At 53.8% G+C, this 20,356-nt stretch carries 15 protein-coding genes; 9 read left to right on the forward strand and 6 right to left on the reverse strand.

What is annotated here, in order from left to right; translation table 11 throughout:
• Window positions 1-161: 161 nt before the first annotated feature.
• The 3 genes from HMPREF2796_RS01480 to HMPREF2796_RS11000 form a co-directional block, all read right to left on the reverse strand.
• Window positions 162-629: an XAC2610-related protein gene (locus HMPREF2796_RS01480; RefSeq protein ID WP_070630387.1), complete on the reverse strand. Its 468-nt coding sequence runs from the start codon at window positions 627-629 to the stop codon at window positions 162-164.
• Between the two features lie 95 nt (window positions 630-724).
• The gene (gene mnmG / locus HMPREF2796_RS01485; protein WP_070630389.1) at window positions 725-2,620 is read right to left on the reverse strand and encodes a tRNA uridine-5-carboxymethylaminomethyl(34) synthesis enzyme MnmG; all 1,896 of its coding nucleotides are present in this window, start codon (window positions 2,618-2,620) and stop codon (window positions 725-727) included.
• Window positions 2,621-2,649: 29 nt separating this feature from the next.
• Complete coding sequence (locus HMPREF2796_RS11000; RefSeq protein WP_141749127.1) at window positions 2,650-2,901, reverse strand: hypothetical protein; 252 nt, start codon at window positions 2,899-2,901, stop codon at window positions 2,650-2,652.
• A 61-nt stretch (window positions 2,902-2,962) separates the two neighbouring features.
• Here HMPREF2796_RS11000 and uvrA point away from each other — a divergent pair, with 61 nt between their 5' ends.
• Window positions 2,963-5,812, forward strand: a complete 2,850-nt coding sequence (gene uvrA, locus HMPREF2796_RS01490) for an excinuclease ABC subunit UvrA (protein WP_070630391.1) — start codon at window positions 2,963-2,965, stop codon at window positions 5,810-5,812.
• 53 nt (window positions 5,813-5,865) lie between these two features.
• Complete coding sequence (locus HMPREF2796_RS10690) at window positions 5,866-7,698, forward strand: AIPR family protein (protein ID WP_083308612.1); 1,833 nt, start codon at window positions 5,866-5,868, stop codon at window positions 7,696-7,698.
• Window positions 7,699-8,023: 325 nt separating this feature from the next.
• Here the strand turns inward: HMPREF2796_RS10690 and HMPREF2796_RS01495 are convergent, their stop codons facing one another.
• The 3 genes from HMPREF2796_RS01495 to yjgA all read right to left on the reverse strand — a co-directional run bounded on the left by HMPREF2796_RS01495 (window position 8,024) and on the right by yjgA (window position 11,897).
• Window positions 8,024-9,052: an ACP S-malonyltransferase gene (locus HMPREF2796_RS01495; protein ID WP_070630392.1), complete on the reverse strand. Its 1,029-nt coding sequence runs from the start codon at window positions 9,050-9,052 to the stop codon at window positions 8,024-8,026.
• A gap of 292 nt (window positions 9,053-9,344) precedes the next feature.
• Window positions 9,345-10,799, reverse strand: coding sequence for an AmpG family muropeptide MFS transporter (locus tag HMPREF2796_RS01500; RefSeq protein ID WP_070630665.1), 1,455 nt, complete (start codon window positions 10,797-10,799; stop codon window positions 9,345-9,347).
• A 540-nt stretch (window positions 10,800-11,339) separates the two neighbouring features.
• Window positions 11,340-11,897: a ribosome biogenesis factor YjgA gene (yjgA, locus tag HMPREF2796_RS01505; protein ID WP_070630394.1), complete on the reverse strand. Its 558-nt coding sequence runs from the start codon at window positions 11,895-11,897 to the stop codon at window positions 11,340-11,342.
• Window positions 11,898-12,098: 201 nt separating this feature from the next.
• Between yjgA and HMPREF2796_RS01510 the strand changes: the two genes are divergently transcribed.
• The 7 genes from HMPREF2796_RS01510 to hemL all read left to right on the forward strand — a co-directional run bounded on the left by HMPREF2796_RS01510 (window position 12,099) and on the right by hemL (window position 20,315).
• Window positions 12,099-13,076 carry a virulence RhuM family protein gene (locus tag HMPREF2796_RS01510; RefSeq protein WP_070630396.1) on the forward strand — a complete coding sequence of 326 codons (978 nt, stop codon included), beginning with the start codon at window positions 12,099-12,101 and terminating at the stop codon, window positions 13,074-13,076.
• Between the two features lie 29 nt (window positions 13,077-13,105).
• A complete protein-coding gene (locus tag HMPREF2796_RS01515; protein WP_070630398.1) occupies window positions 13,106-13,843 on the forward strand; it encodes a hypothetical protein in 738 nt (245 codons plus the stop codon).
• A 45-nt stretch (window positions 13,844-13,888) separates the two neighbouring features.
• Window positions 13,889-16,165, forward strand: coding sequence for a Tex family protein (locus HMPREF2796_RS01520; protein WP_070630400.1), 2,277 nt, complete (start codon window positions 13,889-13,891; stop codon window positions 16,163-16,165).
• Window positions 16,166-16,238: 73 nt separating this feature from the next.
• Entirely contained in the window at window positions 16,239-17,246 is a 1,008-nt protein-coding gene (locus HMPREF2796_RS01525) for a hypothetical protein (protein WP_070630401.1), read from the forward strand.
• A 284-nt stretch (window positions 17,247-17,530) separates the two neighbouring features.
• Complete coding sequence (locus HMPREF2796_RS01530) at window positions 17,531-18,325, forward strand: 3'-5' exonuclease (RefSeq protein ID WP_070630403.1); 795 nt, start codon at window positions 17,531-17,533, stop codon at window positions 18,323-18,325.
• 128 nt (window positions 18,326-18,453) lie between these two features.
• Entirely contained in the window at window positions 18,454-18,771 is a 318-nt protein-coding gene (locus HMPREF2796_RS01535; RefSeq protein ID WP_070543476.1) for a hypothetical protein, read from the forward strand.
• Window positions 18,772-19,028: 257 nt separating this feature from the next.
• Complete coding sequence (hemL, locus tag HMPREF2796_RS01540; RefSeq protein WP_070630405.1) at window positions 19,029-20,315, forward strand: glutamate-1-semialdehyde 2,1-aminomutase; 1,287 nt, start codon at window positions 19,029-19,031, stop codon at window positions 20,313-20,315.
• The last annotated feature ends 41 nt before the right edge of the window (window positions 20,316-20,356 follow it).

The following is a 20,356-nucleotide window of genomic DNA, read 5'->3' on the forward strand; positions in this document are numbered from 1 at the left end:
TTTGCCGAACCATTCCTTGCTAAGATGCAAATGGTGGGGCTGCATGGGGCGCAGCATCTTGCCCCTGCTCATGGTAGGCGGCGAAACGCCTGCGCTGGCAAAAGATTGGCGATAGGCAGCCTGAAAACGGTTATTTCCATTTTCAGGCTGCCTTTTGTTGCTTAACGCTTGCGGGCTGTTTGCCAGTGGTCTTTTTCCCAGCAATAGCGGTCTTCGTTGTAGTCTCTGCTGTTGATGCGGTAGCTGACGCGTATGCAGCCTTTGCCGTCTGCTTCTATTTGCCCCATGTTTTCTATGCCGTTGGCTTCGGCAAATTGCCCTGTTTGGGGCTGATAGAGATAGAGATTGGTACCGTTGAGACTGTATGACCCGATATCGGTGGCGGCGATGTCGGGGTAGCCGTCGCCGTTGTAGTCGTGCAGGGTGATGAGGTCTAGCTCTTTTGCATTGAAGGCGGCAAGGTCGTTGATTATCTGCACTTTGCCGCTGGGGCGGTGGGTGATTTTGATGGCGTAATCGTTATCTTGCCCCATTATGGTTTCCACTTGGTAGGGGAAGGGGCGGGCGGGTTTGGCGTTGGCAAACGATACGGCGGTTAGGCAAAGGGCAAAAAGGGTAAAGGATTTCATGGGAGTCTCGCTTTCTTAGAGGTTGGTTTGGGAATCATAGGTTGGTTTGGGCAGCCTGAAAAGGGTTTACACGCTTTTCAGGCTGCCTTTGTCGTTTATTTCGCCCCCTTAAACCCGCGCTTCAAATGCACCATCAGCAACGCCACTGCCGCAGGGGTTACGCCGGAAATGCGGCTGGCCTGTCCGACGGTTTCGGGTTTGTGCTGGTTGAGCTTTTGCTGCACTTCGGCGGATAAACCTTTGACTTTGCTGTAATCGATGTCGTCGGGCAGCTTTAAGGTTTCGATGTCGCGGCGGCTGTCGATTTCTTCGTTTTGGCGGTCGATATAGCCTTGGTATTTGACTTGGATTTCGACTTGTTCGATGACTTCGGCGGAGAGGTTTTCAGACGACCTTGCGCCTTCGAGCGTCATCAGCGCGGCGTAGTCGAGGTTCGGGCGGCGCAGGAGGTCGTGCAGGTTGGCTTCGCGGCTGAGTTTTTGTCCAAACACGCGGATTTGTTCGTCTTCGGCGAGTTTTTGCGGCGTGTACCATGTTGTTTTCAAACGTTGGATTTCGCGTTCGATGGCTTCGCGTTTTTCGTTGAACATGCACCATTGCGCTTCGGATACCAAGCCGATTTTGTGGCCGTCTTCGGTCAGGCGCATGTCGGCGTTGTCTTCCCTGAGTTGCAGGCGGTATTCGGCGCGGCTGGTGAACATGCGGTAAGGCTCGTTCACGCCTTTGGTGATGAGGTCGTCCACCAATACGCCGAGGTAGGCTTGTTCGCGGCGCAGCAGCAGCGGGTCTTGTTCGCGGACGTATTGCACGGCGTTTGCGCCTGCGAGCAGGCCTTGTGCGGCGGCTTCTTCGTAGCCGGTGGTGCCGTTGATTTGTCCGGCGAAGAAGAGGCCTTGGATGGTTTTGGTTTCGAGGCTGGCTTTGAGGTTGCGCGGGTCGAAGTAGTCGTATTCGATGGCGTAGCCGGGGCGCAGGATGTGGGCGTTTTCCAGGCCTTTCATGCTGCGCACGAGGGCGATTTGGATGTCGAACGGCAGGCTGGTGGAGATGCCGTTGGGGTAGTATTCGTTGGTGGTCAGCCCTTCGGGTTCGAGGAAAATCTGGTGGCTGTCTTTGTCGGCGAAGCGGTTGATTTTGTCTTCGATAGACGGGCAGTAGCGCGGGCCGACGCCTTCGATTTTGCCGGTGAACATGGGGCTGCGGTCGAAGCCTGAACGGATAATTTCGTGTGTTTTCAAATTGGTATGCGTAATCCAGCAGGACACTTGGCGCGGGTGCATATCGGCGTTGCCGCGCACGGAAAAGACGGGCACGGGCGTGTCGCCGGGCTGTTCGGTGAGCTGGGAAAAATCAATCGTGCGTCCGTCGATGCGCGGCGGTGTGCCGGTTTTCAGACGACCTTGCGGCAGGTTCAATTCGCGCAAACGTCCGCCCAGCGATTTGGCGGCGGGGTCGCCGGCGCGGCCGCCTTCGTAGTTTTCCAAACCGATGTGGATTTTGCCGGACAAAAACGTGCCGGCGGTCAGCACGACGGCGCGGGCTTTGAATTCCACGCCCATCGCGGTGATTACGCCGCTGATGCGGTCGCCGTCGAGCGTTACGTCGTCAACCGACTGCTGGAAGAGGTCGAGGTTTTCTTGGTTTTCCAGCATTTCACGGATGGCGGCTTTATACAGGATACGGTCTGCCTGCGCGCGCGTGGCACGCACTGCCGCGCCTTTGCTGGCGTTCAGGCGGCGGAACTGGATGCCGGATTTGTCGGTGGCCAGCGCCATCGCGCCGCCCAATGCATCGAGTTCGCGCACGAGGTGGCCTTTGCCGATACCACCGATGGAGGGGTTGCACGACATTTGGCCGAGCGTTTCGATGTTGTGTGTGAGCAAAAGCGTCTGCGCGCCCATGCGTGCGGCGGCAAGCGCGGCTTCCGTGCCTGCGTGGCCGCCGCCAACGACGATGACGTCGTAGGTTTTGGGGTAGAGGATGGTGGGCATGATTGTGTGGCTGGTAAAAAATCAAGCGATTATACGCGGTTTTGCCGCCGGATGAGGCTACCTGAAAAACGGAAATGGGTTTTGAGCTTGGCAGAAACCGGCCTTCCTGCAGCAACCGGGTTTTCGCTTGGTAGATACAGAGGCTTCTTTGGAGGTCTCGTTTTGGCAAAATTCGCTTTAATCATTTTCAGGTAGCCTGCGCTGGGATAGAGGCTACCTGAAAAGTTGTGCGCTTGAGAAACAGCTTTCAGGTAGCCTTCCCGGTTTGCGGCGCGGGGCAAGAAGCTGGCTGAAAGTGTTACAATACGCGGTTTCTTTTTATTCGAGTTTTCCGGCTTCATCATGTGCAATCACAACCACCCACACCACACCCGCAACAACGACACCATCCGCATCCGCGGCGCACGCACGCATAATTTGAAAAACGTCGATTTGGACATTCCGCGCCACAAGCTGGTGGTGGTCACGGGGCTGTCGGGCAGCGGCAAATCGTCGCTGGCGTTTGACACGCTGTATGCCGAAGGGCAGCGGCGTTATGTCGAAAGCCTGTCCGCCTATGCGCGGCAGTTTTTGCAGATGATGGACAAACCCGACGTCGATTTGATCGAAGGACTGTCGCCCGCAATTTCCATCGAGCAGAAATCCACCAGCCACAACCCGCGTTCCACCGTCGGCACGGTAACGGAAATCCATGATTACCTGCGTCTTTTGTACGCCCGCGTCGGCACGCCGTATTGCCCCGAACACAATCTGCCGCTATCCAGCCAGACCGTGTCGCAGATGGTCGATGCTGTGTTGAAGCTGCCGGAAGACACGCGCGTGATGATTCTGGCGCCGGCGGTGCGCGAGCGTAAGGGCGAATTTGTCGATTTCTTTGCCGACTTGCAGGCGCAGGGTTTTGCGCGCGTGCGCGTGGACGGCGAGGTCTATCAGTTGGACGAAGTGCCGAAGCTGGAAAAAAACATCAAGCACAATATCGACGTGGTCATCGACCGCGTGAAAGTGAAGGCGGACATCAAGCAGCGGCTGGCAGAAAGTTTTGAAACCGCGCTGCGCCACGGCAACGAGCGAGCGCTGGCGATGGAAATGGACAGCGGCGAAGAACATTGGTTTTCCGCACGTTTCGCCTGCCCCGTGTGTTCGTACAGCCTGCCCGAACTGGAGCCGCGCCTCTTTTCGTTTAACAACCCGATGGGTTCCTGCCCCACTTGCGACGGCTTGGGCAACACCAATTTCTTCGACCCCGAAAAAGTAGTCGCCCATCCCGAATTGTCGCTGGCAACGGGCGCGATTGACGGCTGGGACAAGCGCAACCAGTTCTATTTCCAAATGATTCAGTCGCTGGCGCGGCATTACGGTTTCGATGTGCAGGCTGCTTGGGAAACGCTACCTGAAAAAGTGAAAAAAGTCGTGTTGCACGGCTCGGGTAAAGAAGTCATTGATTTCACTTACCTGTCCGAACGCGGCACCACCTTCAACCGCAGCCACGCCTTCGAAGGCATCATTCCCAATCTCGAACGCCGCTACCGCGAAACCGACAGCGAAACCGTGCGCGAAAAACTGCGCGAATACCAAAATCACCGTGCCTGCCCGAGCTGCGGCGGCGCACGTTTGCGCAAAGAAGCGCGCTACGTTTACGTCAGTGGCGAGCCGTTGCACGAAGTCTCCGCCTGGCCGCTGACCAAAACCCACCAATTCTTCGAAACGCTGGATTTGGACGGCAACAAAAAACAAATCGCCGAAAAAATCCTCAAAGAAATCACCGAGCGGCTCGGCTTCCTGATTAACGTCGGGCTGGATTACCTGAATCTCTCCCGCTCCGCCGAAACCCTTTCCGGCGGCGAAGCCCAGCGCATCCGCCTCGCCAGCCAAATCGGCAGCGGCCTGACCGGCGTGATGTACGTTTTGGACGAACCCTCCATCGGCCTGCACCAGCGCGACAACGACCGCCTGCTCGCCACCCTCAAACGCCTGCGCGATTTGGGCAACAGCGTGATTGTGGTCGAACACGACGAAGACGCCATCCGCGAAGCCGATTTCGTCGTCGATATGGGCCCCGGCGCCGGCGAACACGGCGGCAACGTACTGATTGCCGACACCCCCGAAAACGTCGCCAAATGCGAAAAATCCGTTACCGGACAATACCTCAGCGGCAAAAAATCCATTGCCGTGCCGTCTGAACGCACGCCCGTCAATCCCGACCGAATGCTCGTCCTCAAAGGCGCGCGCGGCAACAACCTCAAAAACGTTACCCTTGAGCTGCCGCTTGGTTTGATTACCTGCATCACCGGCGTATCCGGCAGCGGCAAGTCCACCCTGATTAACGACACCCTCGCCAAAATCACCGCCCGCGAACTCAACCGCGCCCAAGAAGAACCCGCCCCATACGACGACATCCACGGCCTCGAACACCTCGACAAAGTCATCAACGTCGACCAATCCCCCATCGGCCGCACCCCGCGCTCCAACCCCGCCACCTACACCGGCCTGTTTACCCCCATCCGCGAACTCTTTGCCGGCGTCCCCCTCTCGCGCGAACGCGGCTACAGCGTCGGCAGATTTTCCTTCAACGTCAAAGGCGGCCGCTGCGAAGCCTGCCAAGGCGACGGCGTGATTAAAGTCGAAATGCACTTCCTGCCCGACGTGTACGTCCCCTGCGAAGTCTGCCACGGCAAACGCTACAACCGCGAAACGCTCGAAATCCAATACAAAGGCAAAAACATCAGCCAAGTCCTCGACATGACCGTCGAAGAAGCCCGCGAATTTTTCGACGCCGTCCCCACCGTATCGCGCAAACTGCAAACCCTGATGGACGTAGGCCTAGGCTACATCCGCCTCGGCCAGTCCGCCACCACCCTCTCCGGCGGCGAAGCCCAGCGCGTCAAACTCGCCCTAGAACTCTCCAAACGCGACACCGGCCGCACCTTATATATTCTCGACGAACCGACAACAGGCTTACACTTCGCCGACATCGCCCTGCTGCTGGAAGTGATAGGTCGTCTGAAAGGCAAAGGCAACTCGATTGTGATTATCGAGCATAATTTGGATGTGATTAAAACCGCGGATTGGATTGTGGACTTGGGGCCGGAAGGTGGCGATGGTGGGGGGAGGATTATTGCTTCAGGTAGCCCCGAGCAGGTAGCGAAGGTTAAGGGGAGTTATACTGGGAAGTATCTGGACGAAATGTTATAAAAATTTCCTATTCCCAACACCTTATTTAACTAAATTTCTTAAGGAGAATCATTATGAGTAACAAGTATGAAACATTGGTAAATATATTAGATAAATTATGTGATGAAGCACCTCCACAAAACTCTAGGTATTATCCAAGGCCAGATGATATTGAAGGAAAAAATCAGGCTAGATCAAGAGCACTTATTCATCTATACCTAAAAGTAATGTTTGGAATTCTAAATTTTAAAGATAGAGAGCATCTCATAACCGATGGCTCACAGGATGGAGGAATAGATGCATATTATATAAATACTGATATAAAAAAAATATATTTTATACAATCCAAATTTCGGACAACCAATACAAACTATGAAAACAAATCCATCTCTCTAGAGGAAATATTAAGTATGGATTGCGACCGAATCACAGATGGAGAGGAAGAAGATGAAAAAGGAAATTTATATAATGGGAAAATTAAACAGCTGCAACGAGAAATTAGAGATATTGAAGATATTGGCCGTTACTCTTATGAAGTAATAATTTTAGCAAATATAAATTCTAAAATTTTACCTAGCCAATTAAGAAAGTTAACGGGCGGATTGCCTACAAAAATATTTGATTTCAAAAAAACGTATTCGGAATTAGTATTTCCAGTAGTTACTGGTACATTTTATAACCAAGAAAATCTATCTATTACTCTGAATTTATCGACCAAGTCTTCTTCGAGTGCAAGAATTGATTATTCTGTTCAAACAGAATTTGAAAATTGTGATATTACCGTTGTATTTGTCCCTACTGAAGAAATTGCAAAGATATTACATAAATACAAGAATTCTATTCTAAAATACAATCCTAGATGTTATTTAGAATTGCAAACAAACAATGTTAATAAAGAAATTTATAATACCATAACTCAAAGAAAAACTAATGAATTTGCATTATATAACAACGGTATAACAATGTTATCAGATGCAACTAATATTAATGAAAAAATTGGGCAAATTGGCAAAGCACAAATATGGATTACGAATCCTCAGATAATTAATGGAGGACAAACAGCATTCACTCTTAGTAGAATATACGAAGATGTATTAAATAACAAATTAAATAAAGATATCTTTGAAAATAAAGAAGTCCTATTGAAAATAATAACATTCAATGACAATAACTTAGAGAGAAATCAAAAGATTCAGCTGATTGAATCTATCTCCAAAGCGACTAATCAACAAAGTCAAGTATCTGAAGCAGATAGGAGATCCAATGATGCAGTCCAAATTAAAATCCAACATGATTTCTTTGAAAATTTTGGAATATATTATGAGAGAAAAAAAGGTGAATACTCTGATGGATTAAAAGAAAAATATATATCTAGAAAGCAGATTGTTAATAGAGAGGTATTATTGCGACTTGCTATGGCTTGTAAGGGGTTAGCATCTCAGGCTAGAAGAAGTAGTGATAAAAAGATATTTGAAGAATCTCATTTTTCTAAAATTTTAGAAGACTCTGAAGATTGTATTTATAAATATTATTATGCATATCTTTGTTTCCAATATTTAAATCAATTAGAAAAAGAATATACTAAAGATTCAGGAGAAAGTAGTTATGGTTTTGGACTTAGATATGGAAAATATGCAATCGTAACAGCAATAACTTCTATAAAATATAAAAATAAAGAATCATTAGGATCATTTGAACAAGATACTTTAGATATTGTCGAAAATTGGAAAAATTTTGAAAGGCATGTGGCATCACTTGATACTAATTACTCTTATTTCTACGAAGTGTGGGGGGATAAATCAGATGAAACATCATCACCCAGTAGCTTTATCTATAATTTTGATGGTTATTATAAAGGCAGAACTATCAATTCAGATCTCAAAAACTACTTAGCTGATATTCCATAATTATCATTAATAGAGAACAGTAGCCTGCATACCCACCGCGTGCGTACCGCACGCACGCAGATGTTTAATTGACGATTTACCGTTTCAACTTTTAACTCCGTTGAAGCTGCCACTTTCAGACGGCATCAGAGGCCGTCTGAAAACTCGACAGTCTTAAATATAGATAAAGCCTTCCCATCAATAAAGGCTACCTGAAAGCGCGAGCTTCAACGAAGTTAAAACTCACTTCTTTCGTTTTAGCTGCACAGAAACTCACTTCGTTCGTTTTCAGGTAGCCTTTTCTTAACTTGACGGCAGCCGCAGTTTCAAAAATCAGAAACCGCTGTTATCCGCCAAACAACGCCGCCTTGCCTTCCGCGCCGGAAACATCCAGCACTTCAATTCCTTGCCCGTCCAACACGGCCTGCGTCAGCATGGCCACGCCGCCGGAAGGGCCGATTTCCCAAATCCGCCGCACGCCCAGCGCGGCCATGCTGCGGCATTCGGCCACCCAGTCCACCGGATCCATCAGGATATTGTGTGCGATGCTGCGCGCCTGTTCCGCATCCAAACCGCAGGCGGCCGCCCATTCGGCTACTTGCGCTACGGCGGGCAGCATGGCGGGGTGGTGGAAGCCGACTTCCACATCCAGCCGCCACAGCAGGTTTTCGGGCGTTTGGCCGTTTTCGTCTTTTACCGTGTCCGACAACACGTCGCACACGCGCGCCACCGATTCGGGCTTGCCGCTGACGACAAAACCGTCCGCGCTGTTCTGCAAGCCGATACACGGACGGTCGGCCGAATCTGCGGGGAACAGTTCGTCAATCACGGCGGCAAGCTGCCCGCGGCTCACGCCCTGCACCATCACCATCGGATGATTGCCGTCGTGCAGATACATGCCCGTTGCGCGCCCTTGCAGCGTGGCCGCCGCGCCAATCAATTCGGCCAAACCCAGCAGTTCGGCGGCGTGCTGCGGCTCGCGTATCAGATAACGCCCGAGTATGCCCTGCGAATGCCCGATCACGCCCGCCGCCTTGCCGCTGTCCAGCCCGCGCGCTTCCAGCGTGTGCAGATTGGCGATTTGCGAGAGAAAAATGCCGGGCGCGCTCACGGCGGCACGCACCAAATCGATGCCGTCCGCGCCGTTTTCCGCCCATTTGATCGGCTCGAAACCCTGCGGGCGGGCTGCCGCAATCTGCCCCGCGACTGGTACCAAGATTCGGGCGGCAGCGGCGGCCACTTCGTTTGCCCTGTCCCGCGCCCCGTCGGCCAAAGCCTCGCGCAAAGTGCTAATCCAATCAAAGCCCTGCCCGGAAAAGCAGAGGGCGAAGGGTTCGTTATGCAGTTGTTCAAGCAGGCGGTTTTGTGTAGCCATGATGTTGCTCCCGTAAGTGATGGATTTCAGACGAGCTATGCCGTCCGCAAGATGCCAATCAATGCTGGCGGATGAACTGCTTACGATAACTATACGGGCTGCTGTGTTAATGGGTGCTGTGCTAGGTCAAACATCGGGCTGTTTGTAGAGCAGGGAAAAGGTGATGGCTGGGAAATAGGGATGGGGAAAAGGCTACCTGAAAAATATTCGCCTTCATTGAAGTAAACATTTTTCAGGTAGCCTTTGATTGATTTAGCGTACAACTTATTGCAAATTAAGCCTGCATGACTCCTTACTCCTGCAGCGGCAGTTTATGCCCCACCAGCCACACCAGCCCGAGCACTGGTATGCCCAAGAGCGCGGTGAAGAGGAAGAAGCCGTCGTAGCCGATTTGGTTCACGATGCTGCCGGAGTAGCCGCCCAGCGTTTTGGGCAGTAGCGTCATCAGCGAACTGAACAGGGCGTATTGCACGGCGGTAAATCGAATGCTGGTGAGCGAGGAGAGGAAGGCCACAAACACGGCGCTGGCCAGCCCGCCGGCCAGATTGTCGAAGGCCACGGCCAAATAGAGGAAGGGCAGATTATGCCCCTGCCAAAACAGCAAGATAAACAGCAAATTGGTGGCCGAAGCCAGCACTGCGCCGAGCATCATCATGCGCATTACGGCAAACCGCTGCGCCAAGAGGCCGCCGAAGAAGCCGCCGGCAATCGACATCAGCACGCCGAAGGTTTTCACCGCCCCGGCAATCTCGTCTTTGCTGAAGCCCATATCGGCATAAAACACATTGGCAATCACCCCGGCCACGATATCCGAAATACGGTATAGCCCGATTAAGGCCAACAGCAGCGCGGCATGGCGGCCGTAGCGTTGGAAAAAGTCGGCCAGCGGCAACACCCAGGTTTGCCGCACCACTTCGCCGCGCACCAACCCCAACATCACCAACAGCCGCCCCGTCAGCACCGCCGCCATGAGCGCCGCCGAAAGCCGCGCACCTTCCCACAACAGGGAAAGCAGCGGCCCTTGGTTTTCAGGTAGCCACCCGCCAACCACTCGGAACACCAGCACAAAAGCCGCCACCGCGCACACAAACAAGCCCACCAGCCGCGCATTGTCGCCCAGCGCCAAGCCGGCCGGCCGCTCGCGCTTGACCGCAGGCTCGGCCACCCACAGTGTGGTGAGCACACCAGCGCCCATGGTGGCCGCCATTAGCCAATAAGTGTTGCGCCAGGCGGCATACAGATAATGCCCCTTTTCCGAGCCGAAGCCGCTGGCCAGCCACAACGCGCCCGCCCCGGCCACAATCATGCCCACGCGGTAGCCCGCCGTATAAGTGGCCGACATCACCGACTGCATCGCCGCATCGCCCGGTGCGCTTTCGATGCGGTAGGCATCAATCACCACGTCTTGCGTGGCCGAAGAAAAGCCGAGCAACACCGCTGCTGCCGCCATCCACGGCAACACCGCCGCATTGGCCGGATTGAGCGCGGCCATCGCCAAAATCGCGGCGATAATCAGCCCCTGCGCCAGCAGCAGCCAGCCGCGCCGCTGCCCGAAACGGCGCGTGAGCCACGGCAGCGGCAGCGCATCGATCAACGGCGCCCAGATAAATTTGAAGGAATAGCCCAATGCCGCCCAGCTGAACATGGTCACCGTGGCGCGGTCGACGCCTGCTTCGGTGAGCCATAGAGAAAGGCTGGAAAAAATCAGCAAAATCGGAACCCCTGCCGCAAAACCGAGCAACAGCATGGCGATGGCGCGGCGGTCGGTATAGCCTGCCCACGCGCGCCGCTGCGGCGTTTGGCCGTCGGCATAGGAGGAATCGGCTGGGCGTTGGCTGGATAAGGTCATGGTGCTACTCCGCTGCGGAGGTGAAACTGGAAAACGCGGCATTATAACGCGTTTGCTGAAACGGCAAGGTTAAGCCACAATCGGGATGAATGCCCTCCCCTTGTTCAGCATATCCTAAACAGCGAAATCAAAAGGATGGAACCGCAATACCCAACCAAGCCCGGCTGGCCGCAGCATAGCGGATTAAATACGGCGTTGCCCTGCCCTATTTTGATTTTCATCCGCTATCACCTCGCCCCGACACCACCGTCAAACACAATATAGTGAATGAACAAAAACCAGTACAGCGTTGCCTCGCCTTGCCGTAACGTGTGTACTGTCTGCGGCTCGTCGCCTTGTCCTGATTTTTGTTAATTCACTATAAAGGCTACCTGAAAACTGGAAAACCGTTTTTCAGGTAGCCTTTTCTGGCTTTCTTGTTAGCTAGGGCCAAACCGCTTATTCCGGCTCCACGCCCTGCCCGTCTTCCTCCTCCGACACATTTGCGGCGGGATTATCCGCCTCCATCGCTTCTTTCAGGTAGCGGTAGAGCGCGCGGAAGTGTTTGGGCGGCTTGGCTTGTTCGCGTTCCTTGCGCGTGTTGCGAATCAGGGTGCGCAACTGGCCGGCTTCGGCGGCGGGGTAATCGCGCAGGAAGTCGGTGAGCGCATCGTCGTTTTCCAACAGGGTTTCGCGCATCTGTTCCACACGCTGCAAGAAAGCGTTGTAGGCAGCGTGGCTGCCCTGCAGTTTGTCGAGAAACTCGCGGATCGGCTCCGGATCGAGATCGCGCATCAGGCGGCCGATGTATTGCGTTTGCCGCTTGAGCGCACCGTTGCTGTTGATTTTCTTATACATGGCAATGGCTTCGCGCAATTCCTCGGGCAATTCGATTTTCTTCAAGGTATCGCCGGAAAGGCGGGCAAGCTGCATGCCCAAATCCTGCAAATCGTGCATTTCTTTTTTGCGGCGGGTTTTGCTCACCCATTCCTGCTGGTCGTCTGGCTGCTGTTGCATAGCGGTTTTCCATAGAAAAAGTTGGCGGCATTTTAGCAAAATTTGCGCACGGCGGCTTTCAGGTAGCCTGAGTTTAGGTAGGAAGGCTACCTGAAAACTAAAGTTACCGTAAGGAGACTGACTTTCTGCAAGGCTAAAACTGATTGGTGGATATGGCATAATCCGATTTTCAGGTAGCCTGCACCCGAACCAAGGAAACCCATGTCCGACATCCTGATTTACCAAACCGAAGACGGCCGCACCCAAGTGAATCTGCTGGTGCAGGAACACACCGTTTGGCTCAATCAAAGCCAACTTGCCGAACTTTTTGACACCTCCGTGCAAAATATCGGTTTGCACATAAAAAATATATTAGAAGACAATGAATTAGATGGAAATTCAGTTATAAAGGATTTCTTTATAACTGCCGCAGACGGCAAGCAATACCAAGTCAAACATTATGCTTTGGAAATGATTTTGGCCGTTGGCTTCCGAGTGCGTAGCAAACGCGGCGTTCAGTTCCGCCGTTGGGCGAACGAGGTTTTGACGGGCTATTTGGAAAAAGGCTTCTTGCTGGACGACAAACGCCTGAAAAATCCCAACGGACGCGTGGATTACTTTGACGAACTGCTGGAAAAAATCCGCGACATCCGCGCCAGCGAAATGCGGTTTTATCAAAAGGTGCGCGAACTGTTCAAACTCTCTGCCGACTACGACCCCACCGACAAAGCCACGCAGATGTTTTTCGCCCAAGCGCAAAACAAACTGATTTATGCCGTAACGCAGCAAACCGCCGCCGAACTCGTCTGCCACCGCGCCGACGGCAACGCCCCCAATATGGGGCTAACATCCTGGAGCGGCGAACGCGTGCGCAAAGCCGATATCGTCATTGCCAAAAACTACCTGAACACCGACGAAATCGACACGCTCAACCGCCTGACCGTCATCTTTCTGGAAAGTGCGGAACTGCGCGCCAAAAACCGGCAAGGCCTGACGCTTTCGTTTTGGCAAAACCGCATAGACAGCATCATCGCCGACAACGGCTTCACTGTATTGGAAGGCAAAGGCACGCGCAGCCACAAGCAAATGGAAGCGTTTTCCGGTGAACAATACGGGCTGTTCAGGAAAAACCGTTTGGCACACATGGCGCGGCAGGCGGAAGCGGAAGATATTGCCGAATTAGAAGCGTTGAAACGGTAGTTTCAGGTTGCCTGAAAGGGAAAAGTACCATGCAAAATTTTTTGTCCGGATTGCTGAACAAATTAGGTTTCGCATCATCAAGCCAAACCGAAAGCCAAGCTGCAACCCAAACCATGATGCCCGAAATCCACACACAGCCCGACCAGCCGCTGTCATTCGGTTTCAAAACCAATTGGCTGGCGGTCAAATCTGATTCGCCCGAAGCCGTATTGGAAAAGCTGCCGTTGCAGAATATACAGCCGGCTAACTGGCAAAGCAGCTTTCAAATCATGGAAGCGGCGGACTATCAAAGCAGCCTGCAGCCCGTTTTCGTATCGCCCTGCATTCGCGGCTGGGTGTTCGTTGTCAGCCATTTGGCTCTGCCGTACCTCCATCCGGAGCGCCCGTTCAATATGCTGACAGAGCCGTTATTAGACCAATTCAAAGAAATTCAATATTTCGGTTCTTACCGTGTAACGGATTATTTGGCATGGGCAAAAGCGGAGAATGGAAAATGGATACGGCGTTTTGAAACTTCCGACAGCTGTATCTTGGAAAATTTTGGCGGGCAAACCGTCGCCGAAAAATCCTTAAACCTTGTATATGTCGAATCCGAAGAAGAATTTGAACAAGACGAAGTATTTGAAAAATGGATAGCCGCGCAAGATGAAGAAACGCCCGCGCAACTGGCGGGTTTGTGGAGTATCAATCCTCTAGAATTGGAAAATATGGATTTGCCACCTTCAATCGGCTATCTGGGCTATTTTGAAAAAACAGAAAACCCTTAATTTCAGGCAGCCCTAAAACAGCCTGCACCCATCCAAAGGACCCCCATGAACATCACCCAAATCCTCTCTCAAGAACTCTCCGCCACCGCCGCGCAAATCACCGCCGCCGTCGAGCTTTTGGACGACGGTGCGACCGTGCCGTTTATCGCCCGTTACCGCAAGGAAGCCACGGGCGGGCTGGACGACACGCAGTTGCGCCAGCTTGCCGAGCGGCTGCAATACTTGCGCGAGCTGGAAGAGCGCAAAGCCGTTGTTTTAAAAAGCATTGAAGAGCAAGGCAAACTTTCAGACGACCTCAAGGCGCAAATCGAAGCCGCCGACAATAAAACCGCGCTGGAAGACCTGTATCTGCCCTACAAGCCCAAACGCCGCACCAAGGCGCAAATCGCGCGCGAACACGGTTTGCAGCCGCTGGCGGACGTGTTGCTTGCCGAGCAGCCGCAAGATGTGGAAGCCGCCGCACAAGGCTACCTGAACGAAAATGTCCCCGACACCAAAGCCGCGCTGGACGGCGCGCGCGCGATTCTGATGGAGCAGTTTGCCGAAGACGCGGAACTCATCGGCACGCTGCGCGACAAGTTGTGGAACGAAGCCGAAATCCATGCGCAAGTCGTTGAAGGCAAAGAAACCGAAGGCGAAAAATTCAGCGATTATTTCGACCACCGCGAACCTATCCGCACCATGCCCAGCCACCGCGCACTGGCGGTTTTGCGCGGCCGCAACGAAGGCGTGTTGAACATCGCGCTCAAATACCAGCCCGACGACACGCCGATTACGCAGCAAAGCGAATACGAGCAAATTATCGCCCGCCGTTTCAAGGTTTCAGACGGCCACAAATGGCTGCGCGACACCGTGCGCCTGACTTGGCGCGCGAAAATCTTTTTGTCGCTGGAGCTTGAAGCCTTAGGTCGTCTGAAAGAAGCCGCCGACACCGACGCGATTACCGTGTTTGCCCGCAATCTCAAAGACTTGCTGCTCGCCGCGCCCGCCGGACGGCTGACCACGCTGGGCCTCGACCCCGGCTACCGCAACGGCGTGAAATGCGCCGTGGTGGACGACACGGGCAAGCTGCTGGATACCGTCATTGTCTATTTGCATCAAGAAAACAATATGTTGGCAACGCTGGCGCGCCTGATTAAACAACACGGCGTGAAACTCATCGCCATCGGCAACGGCACCGCCAGCCGCGAAACCGACAAACTCGCGGGCGAACTGGTGCGCGGTTTACCAGAAATGGGGCTGCACAAAATCGTCGTATCCGAAGCCGGCGCGTCGATTTATTCCGCGTCCGAACTGGCGGCGCGCGAGTTCCCCGACTTGGACGTTTCCCTGCGCGGCGCGGTGTCCATAGCCCGCAGGCTGCAAGACCCGCTTGCCGAACTGGTCAAAATCGACCCCAAATCTATCGGCGTGGGCCAGTATCAGCACGACGTGAACCAAAGCCAGCTCGCCAAATCGCTGGACGCGGTGGTCGAAGACTGCGTGAACGCCGTCGGCGTGGACGTGAATACCGCCTCCGCCCCGCTATTGGCGCGGATTTCCGGTTTAAATCAAACCCTTGCCCAAAACATCGTCGCCTACCGCGATGAAAACGGCGCGTTCGACAGCCGCAAAAAATTGCTGAAAGTACCGCGCTTGGGCGAAAAAACCTTCGAACAGGCGGCAGGCTTTTTGCGGATTAACGGCGGCAAAGAGCCGCTGGATGCAAGCGCCGTCCACCCCGAAGCCTATCCCGTCGTCGCCAAAATGCTGGCGCAACAAGGCATTACCGCCGCCGAACTCATCGGCAACCGCGAACGCGTGAAACAAATCAAAGCGTCCGACTTCACCGACGAACGCTTCGGCCTGCCGACCATTTTGGACATCCTGTCCGAGCTGGAAAAACCCGGCCGCGACCCGCGCGGCGAATTTCAGACGGCCTCATTCGCCGAAGACATCCATGAAATCAGCGACTTGCAAGTTGGCATGATACTCGAAGGCGTGGTTTCCAACGTCGCCAACTTCGGCGCGTTCGTGGACATCGGCGTCCATCAAGACGGCTTGGTACACATCTCCGCACTGTCCAACAAGTTCGTCCAAGACCCGCGCGAAGTGGTGAAAGCCGGCGATGTGGTGAAAGTGAAAGTGCTGGAAGTCGATGCCGCACGCAAACGCATCGCGCTCACCATGCGCTTGGATGACGAGGCCAGCGCGGAGAAGCGCGGCAAAAGGCTACCTGAAACCGAAAAACGCGGCACGAACAGCCGTTCAAGCAAGCCACAGCGCGACAAACAGCCTGCAAATTCGGCGATGGCGGATGCGTTGGCGAAGTTGAAGCGGTAAACTCAAACAGTGCAGGCTGCTTTTTCAGGCCGTCTGCAAGCCAACGGGCAATATTTTTAAAAGATGGAAAAACATGACCTATCACGAACTCGCGCTGTATGCGTTGCAGCAGTTGGCACACCCCGCCGGCGCATCAGAAATTTGGGATTTTATCGAACAAAACCGGCTTTACGCCGAACTGGACGGCTACAACCCAGAACAAGGTTTGGCTTCCATCGGCAAAACGCCGTGGGCAACCGTCGGTGCTGCATTATATGTGGAAGCGAAAAAGCCCGATGGCAAAATCACGGCGCAGGGCAGCCGACCCAAGCTGTTCTCCCTGCAGGAGGAGTTTTCAGGTAGCCTGAAAGCTTTGCGGCTGCCCGAAAACACCGATGTCCTGCCACCCACTATCCAAACGAAAAGAGCCCGATTTCACGAGCGCGACCTGCATCCGCTGCTGTGCAAGTTTCTGGCAGAACACCCTGTTTTTGCCGCACAGTCGCGCACCATATTCCACGAAAAAAGCGGCAAAAGCCAAAAAGGCGCGGACAAATGGCTCTACCCCGATATGGTTGCCGTGCAGTTCGAATACGCCGATTACGAACATGGCAGCCTGCAAGCCTGGATGCGGAAGTTTGACCGCCTGCCGATTAAGATTTTCTCGTTCGAAATCAAAAAATATTTGGATTTCGGCAATTATAAAGAATACTTTTTCCAAGCAGTCAGCAATTCCAGCTGGGCGAACGAAGGCTATTTGGTGGCATTGTCCGTGCCGCAGGACGGCGAGTTCCGCGAAGCCTTGCAGAAACTCAGCCAAAGTTTCGGCATCGGCATCATTCTGCTGGACTCAGTCAACCTCAGCCAAAGCGAAATCCTGTCACCCGCACAGTATAAAAAGCAAATGGATTATGCGGTGATGTATGAATTGGCCGAAAAAAACCGCGATTTTTCCCAGTTCCTGACAACCATCACCGAATACGACCACAAGAACCCTCACCGTTATTTGAGCGAGTTTGACGAAGTGTTGGATGATGACGCTCTGGCAAAATATCTGGTCACAAAAGGGATTTTATCGGATGGGAAAGACGGAACTATCTAGCGGTGCAGAATCACACATTCTGTGAAGGCAGATACATTGGCGAAGTTGAAGCGATTAAAGTGATTATCGACAAGAGCTGCGGAGCAATTTGCGGCTCTTTTTTCACAGCTGATTCAGGGTGTACAAATAAAAGGTTTCACTAAAAATTGAAGCCGTGCCTGCAATTTTATTGCAGTGATTTGGCCAAGCAGCCGCTGGCTACCTGAAACCTATAAGCCAGCCTTGGCGAAACCCCAGCTTCATGCCACAATCCATGCCGTTCTTACCCTCAAAGCCACCCCATCATGACCCCCATTCTCGCCTTCGATATCGAAACCGTTCCCGATGCCAACGGCATCCGCCTGCTGCACGGCCTGCCGGCCGACACGCCCGCTGCCGACGTGGTGGCCTGGGCTCAGCAGCAGCGCCGCGCCACGCACAACGGCAGCGATTTCATGCCCTATCACTTGCAGCAGGTGGTGGCTATTTCCTGCTGTATGCGCTGGGGTAGCGATAAAATCCATGTGGGCACCATCGGCGAAATCGGCGACAGCGAAGAAACCATCATCGCCAAATTTTTCGAGCTGATCGAAAATCATACGCCGCAGCTGGTGAGCTGGAACGGCGGCGGCTTCGACCTTCCCGTGCTGCACTACCGCGCCCTGATTCACGGCCTCTCCGCCGCCCGTTATTGGGACACCGGTGAGGGCGATTTCGGCGACAGCCGCGACTTCAAGTGGAACAACTACATCAACCGCTACCACAACCGCCATTGCGACCTGATGGATCTGCTTGCCCTCTACCAGCCCCGCGCCAGCGTGCCTTTAGACGACATGGCCAAGCTATGCGGCTTTCCCGGCAAGCTGGGCATGGACGGCAGCAAGGTATGGCAGGCCTTCCACGAAGGCCGCCTGCGCGAAATCCGCAACTACTGCGAAACCGACGCCGCCAACACCTATCTTATGTTCCAACGCTTCCGCCTGATGAGCGGCGCCGCCGATGCCGACGAATACGAAATGGAAATCAGGCGGCTCAAAGGCTACCTGAAAACTCAAGCAGACAAAGTGCATTGGCAGGAATTCCTGGCCGCATGGCGTTGAAATACAAACCAAAAGGCTACCTGAAATTTCAGGTAGCCTTTAGTCAGATGATTTCGCATAAATCCAAATAGTCCGGCGATTCATGCCCGGCAAAACCACAAACCGCCCCCATACTTCTCGTCCAACACATGGATTTCCTCTTTGAACTTCTGCTCCGTCTCGTCTTCCTCCCCATAGAGGCGCTGTTTGAGTGGATACTGGAAAACACATTCAGCCGATACCCGAAGCTTGCCTTCGGGCTCATCTGCCTGTTTACGCCGCTATGCCTTGCCCTAAGCCGGTGGCACTTCGGCACGCTGGTTTGGTATGCCTGGCTGCTTGCCCCGATAGCGGCCATGTTGCTGGCTCTGCCCATTATCTGCTTGTGGCATGCCATCAATTATGTGCGGTTGCGGCACACTCCGCCCGTCGCCATCCCGAAAGCTGGCAAACGGCGGAAACGCTGAGCCCAACCGATGCTGTGTCTGCTTAGAACAACAGCAGATGGCTTTCAAGAGGCTACCTGAAAATGTAGCTTCAGCAAAATGGGATGATGCCTTGGCCGGCTAAGGCTGAGTTCCGACCAAGCTAAAGTTTCAGGTAGCCTTGTTTGTATTCGCGAATCAATCCCTTCTACCGTATCATCTTTCAGGTAGTCTGCCCAAGCCCGCCGCCGTAATCTGCTAAAATCTGCCTGTTTCTATTTCCCTCGCGAGGATTTCCCATGACCGACCGCAACGAACAACTCTTCACCCGCGCCAAAGCCGTGATTCCCGGCGGCGTGAATTCGCCTGTGCGCGCCTTCGGCAGCGTGGGCGGCGTGCCACGCTTTATCAAAAAGGCTGAGGGCGCTTTTGTGTGGGACGAAAACGGCAAACGCTATATCGATTATGTCGGCTCGTGGGGGCCCGCTATCGTGGGGCACGCGCATCCGGAAGTATTGGAAGCAGTACGCGAAGCGGCTTTGGGCGGGCTGTCATTCGGCGCCCCCACTGAAGCCGAAATCGTAATTGCCGAAGAAATCTGCCGCTTGGTGCCCAGCGTAGAGCGGCTGCGGCTGGTAAGCTCCGGCACCGAGGCCACCATGTCGGCCATCCGCTTGGCACGCGGCTACACAGGGCGCGACCAAATCGTGAAATTCGAAGGCTGCTACCACGGCCATTCCGACAGCCTGCTCGTGAAAGCCGGCAGCGGCCTGCTCACCTTCGGCCACCCATCCTCCGCCGGTGTGCCCGCCGATTTCACCAAACATACTTTAGTGTTGGAATACAATAATGTAGCTCAGCTGGAAGAAACCTTCGCCCAAGCCGGCAGCCAAATCGCCTGTGTGATTTTGGAGCCGTTTGCCGGCAATATGAACCTGGTGCGCCCAACGCGCGAATTCATCCGTGCCCTGCGCGAGCTGACGGCCAAACACGGCGCAGTGCTGATTTACGACGAAGTGATGACCGGCTTCCGCGTGGCACTTGGCGGCGCGCAGTCGCTGCACGGCATCACGCCGGATTTAACCACCATGGGCAAGGTCATCGGCGGCGGCATGCCGCTGGCGGCCTTTGGCGGCAAGCGTGAAATCATGGATTGCATCTCGCCATTGGGCGGTGTGTATCAAGCCGGCACGCTCTCTGGCAATCCCGTGGCCGTGGCGGCAGGCTTGAAAACGCTGGAAATCATCCAGCGCCCGGGTTTTTATGAAAACCTTACCACCCGCACCGAGCAACTGGTGCATGGGCTGAAACAGGCGGCAGCACAAGCCGGCATCGCATTTACTGCCGACAGCGTGGGCGGCATGTTTGGCCTGTATTTTTCAGGTAGCCTGCCGCAGAACTATGCCGATATGGCCGCCTCCAATATCGAAGCCTTCAAAACCTTCTTCCACGGCATGCTCGACCGCGGCGTAGCCTTCGGCCCCTCAGCCTACGAAGCGGCATTTGTGTCGGCGGCACACACGGAAGAGCTGGTGGCGGAAAGCGTGGCAATCGCAGCAGAGGTGTTGGCACACATGGCTTCTTAATCCGTATGCGGTTTAAAGGCTACCTGAAACGAAATGCTGCG

The organism is Eikenella sp. HMSC071B05, assembly GCF_001811325.1.
GTDB classification, from domain to species: Bacteria; Pseudomonadota; Gammaproteobacteria; order Burkholderiales; family Neisseriaceae; genus Eikenella; species Eikenella corrodens.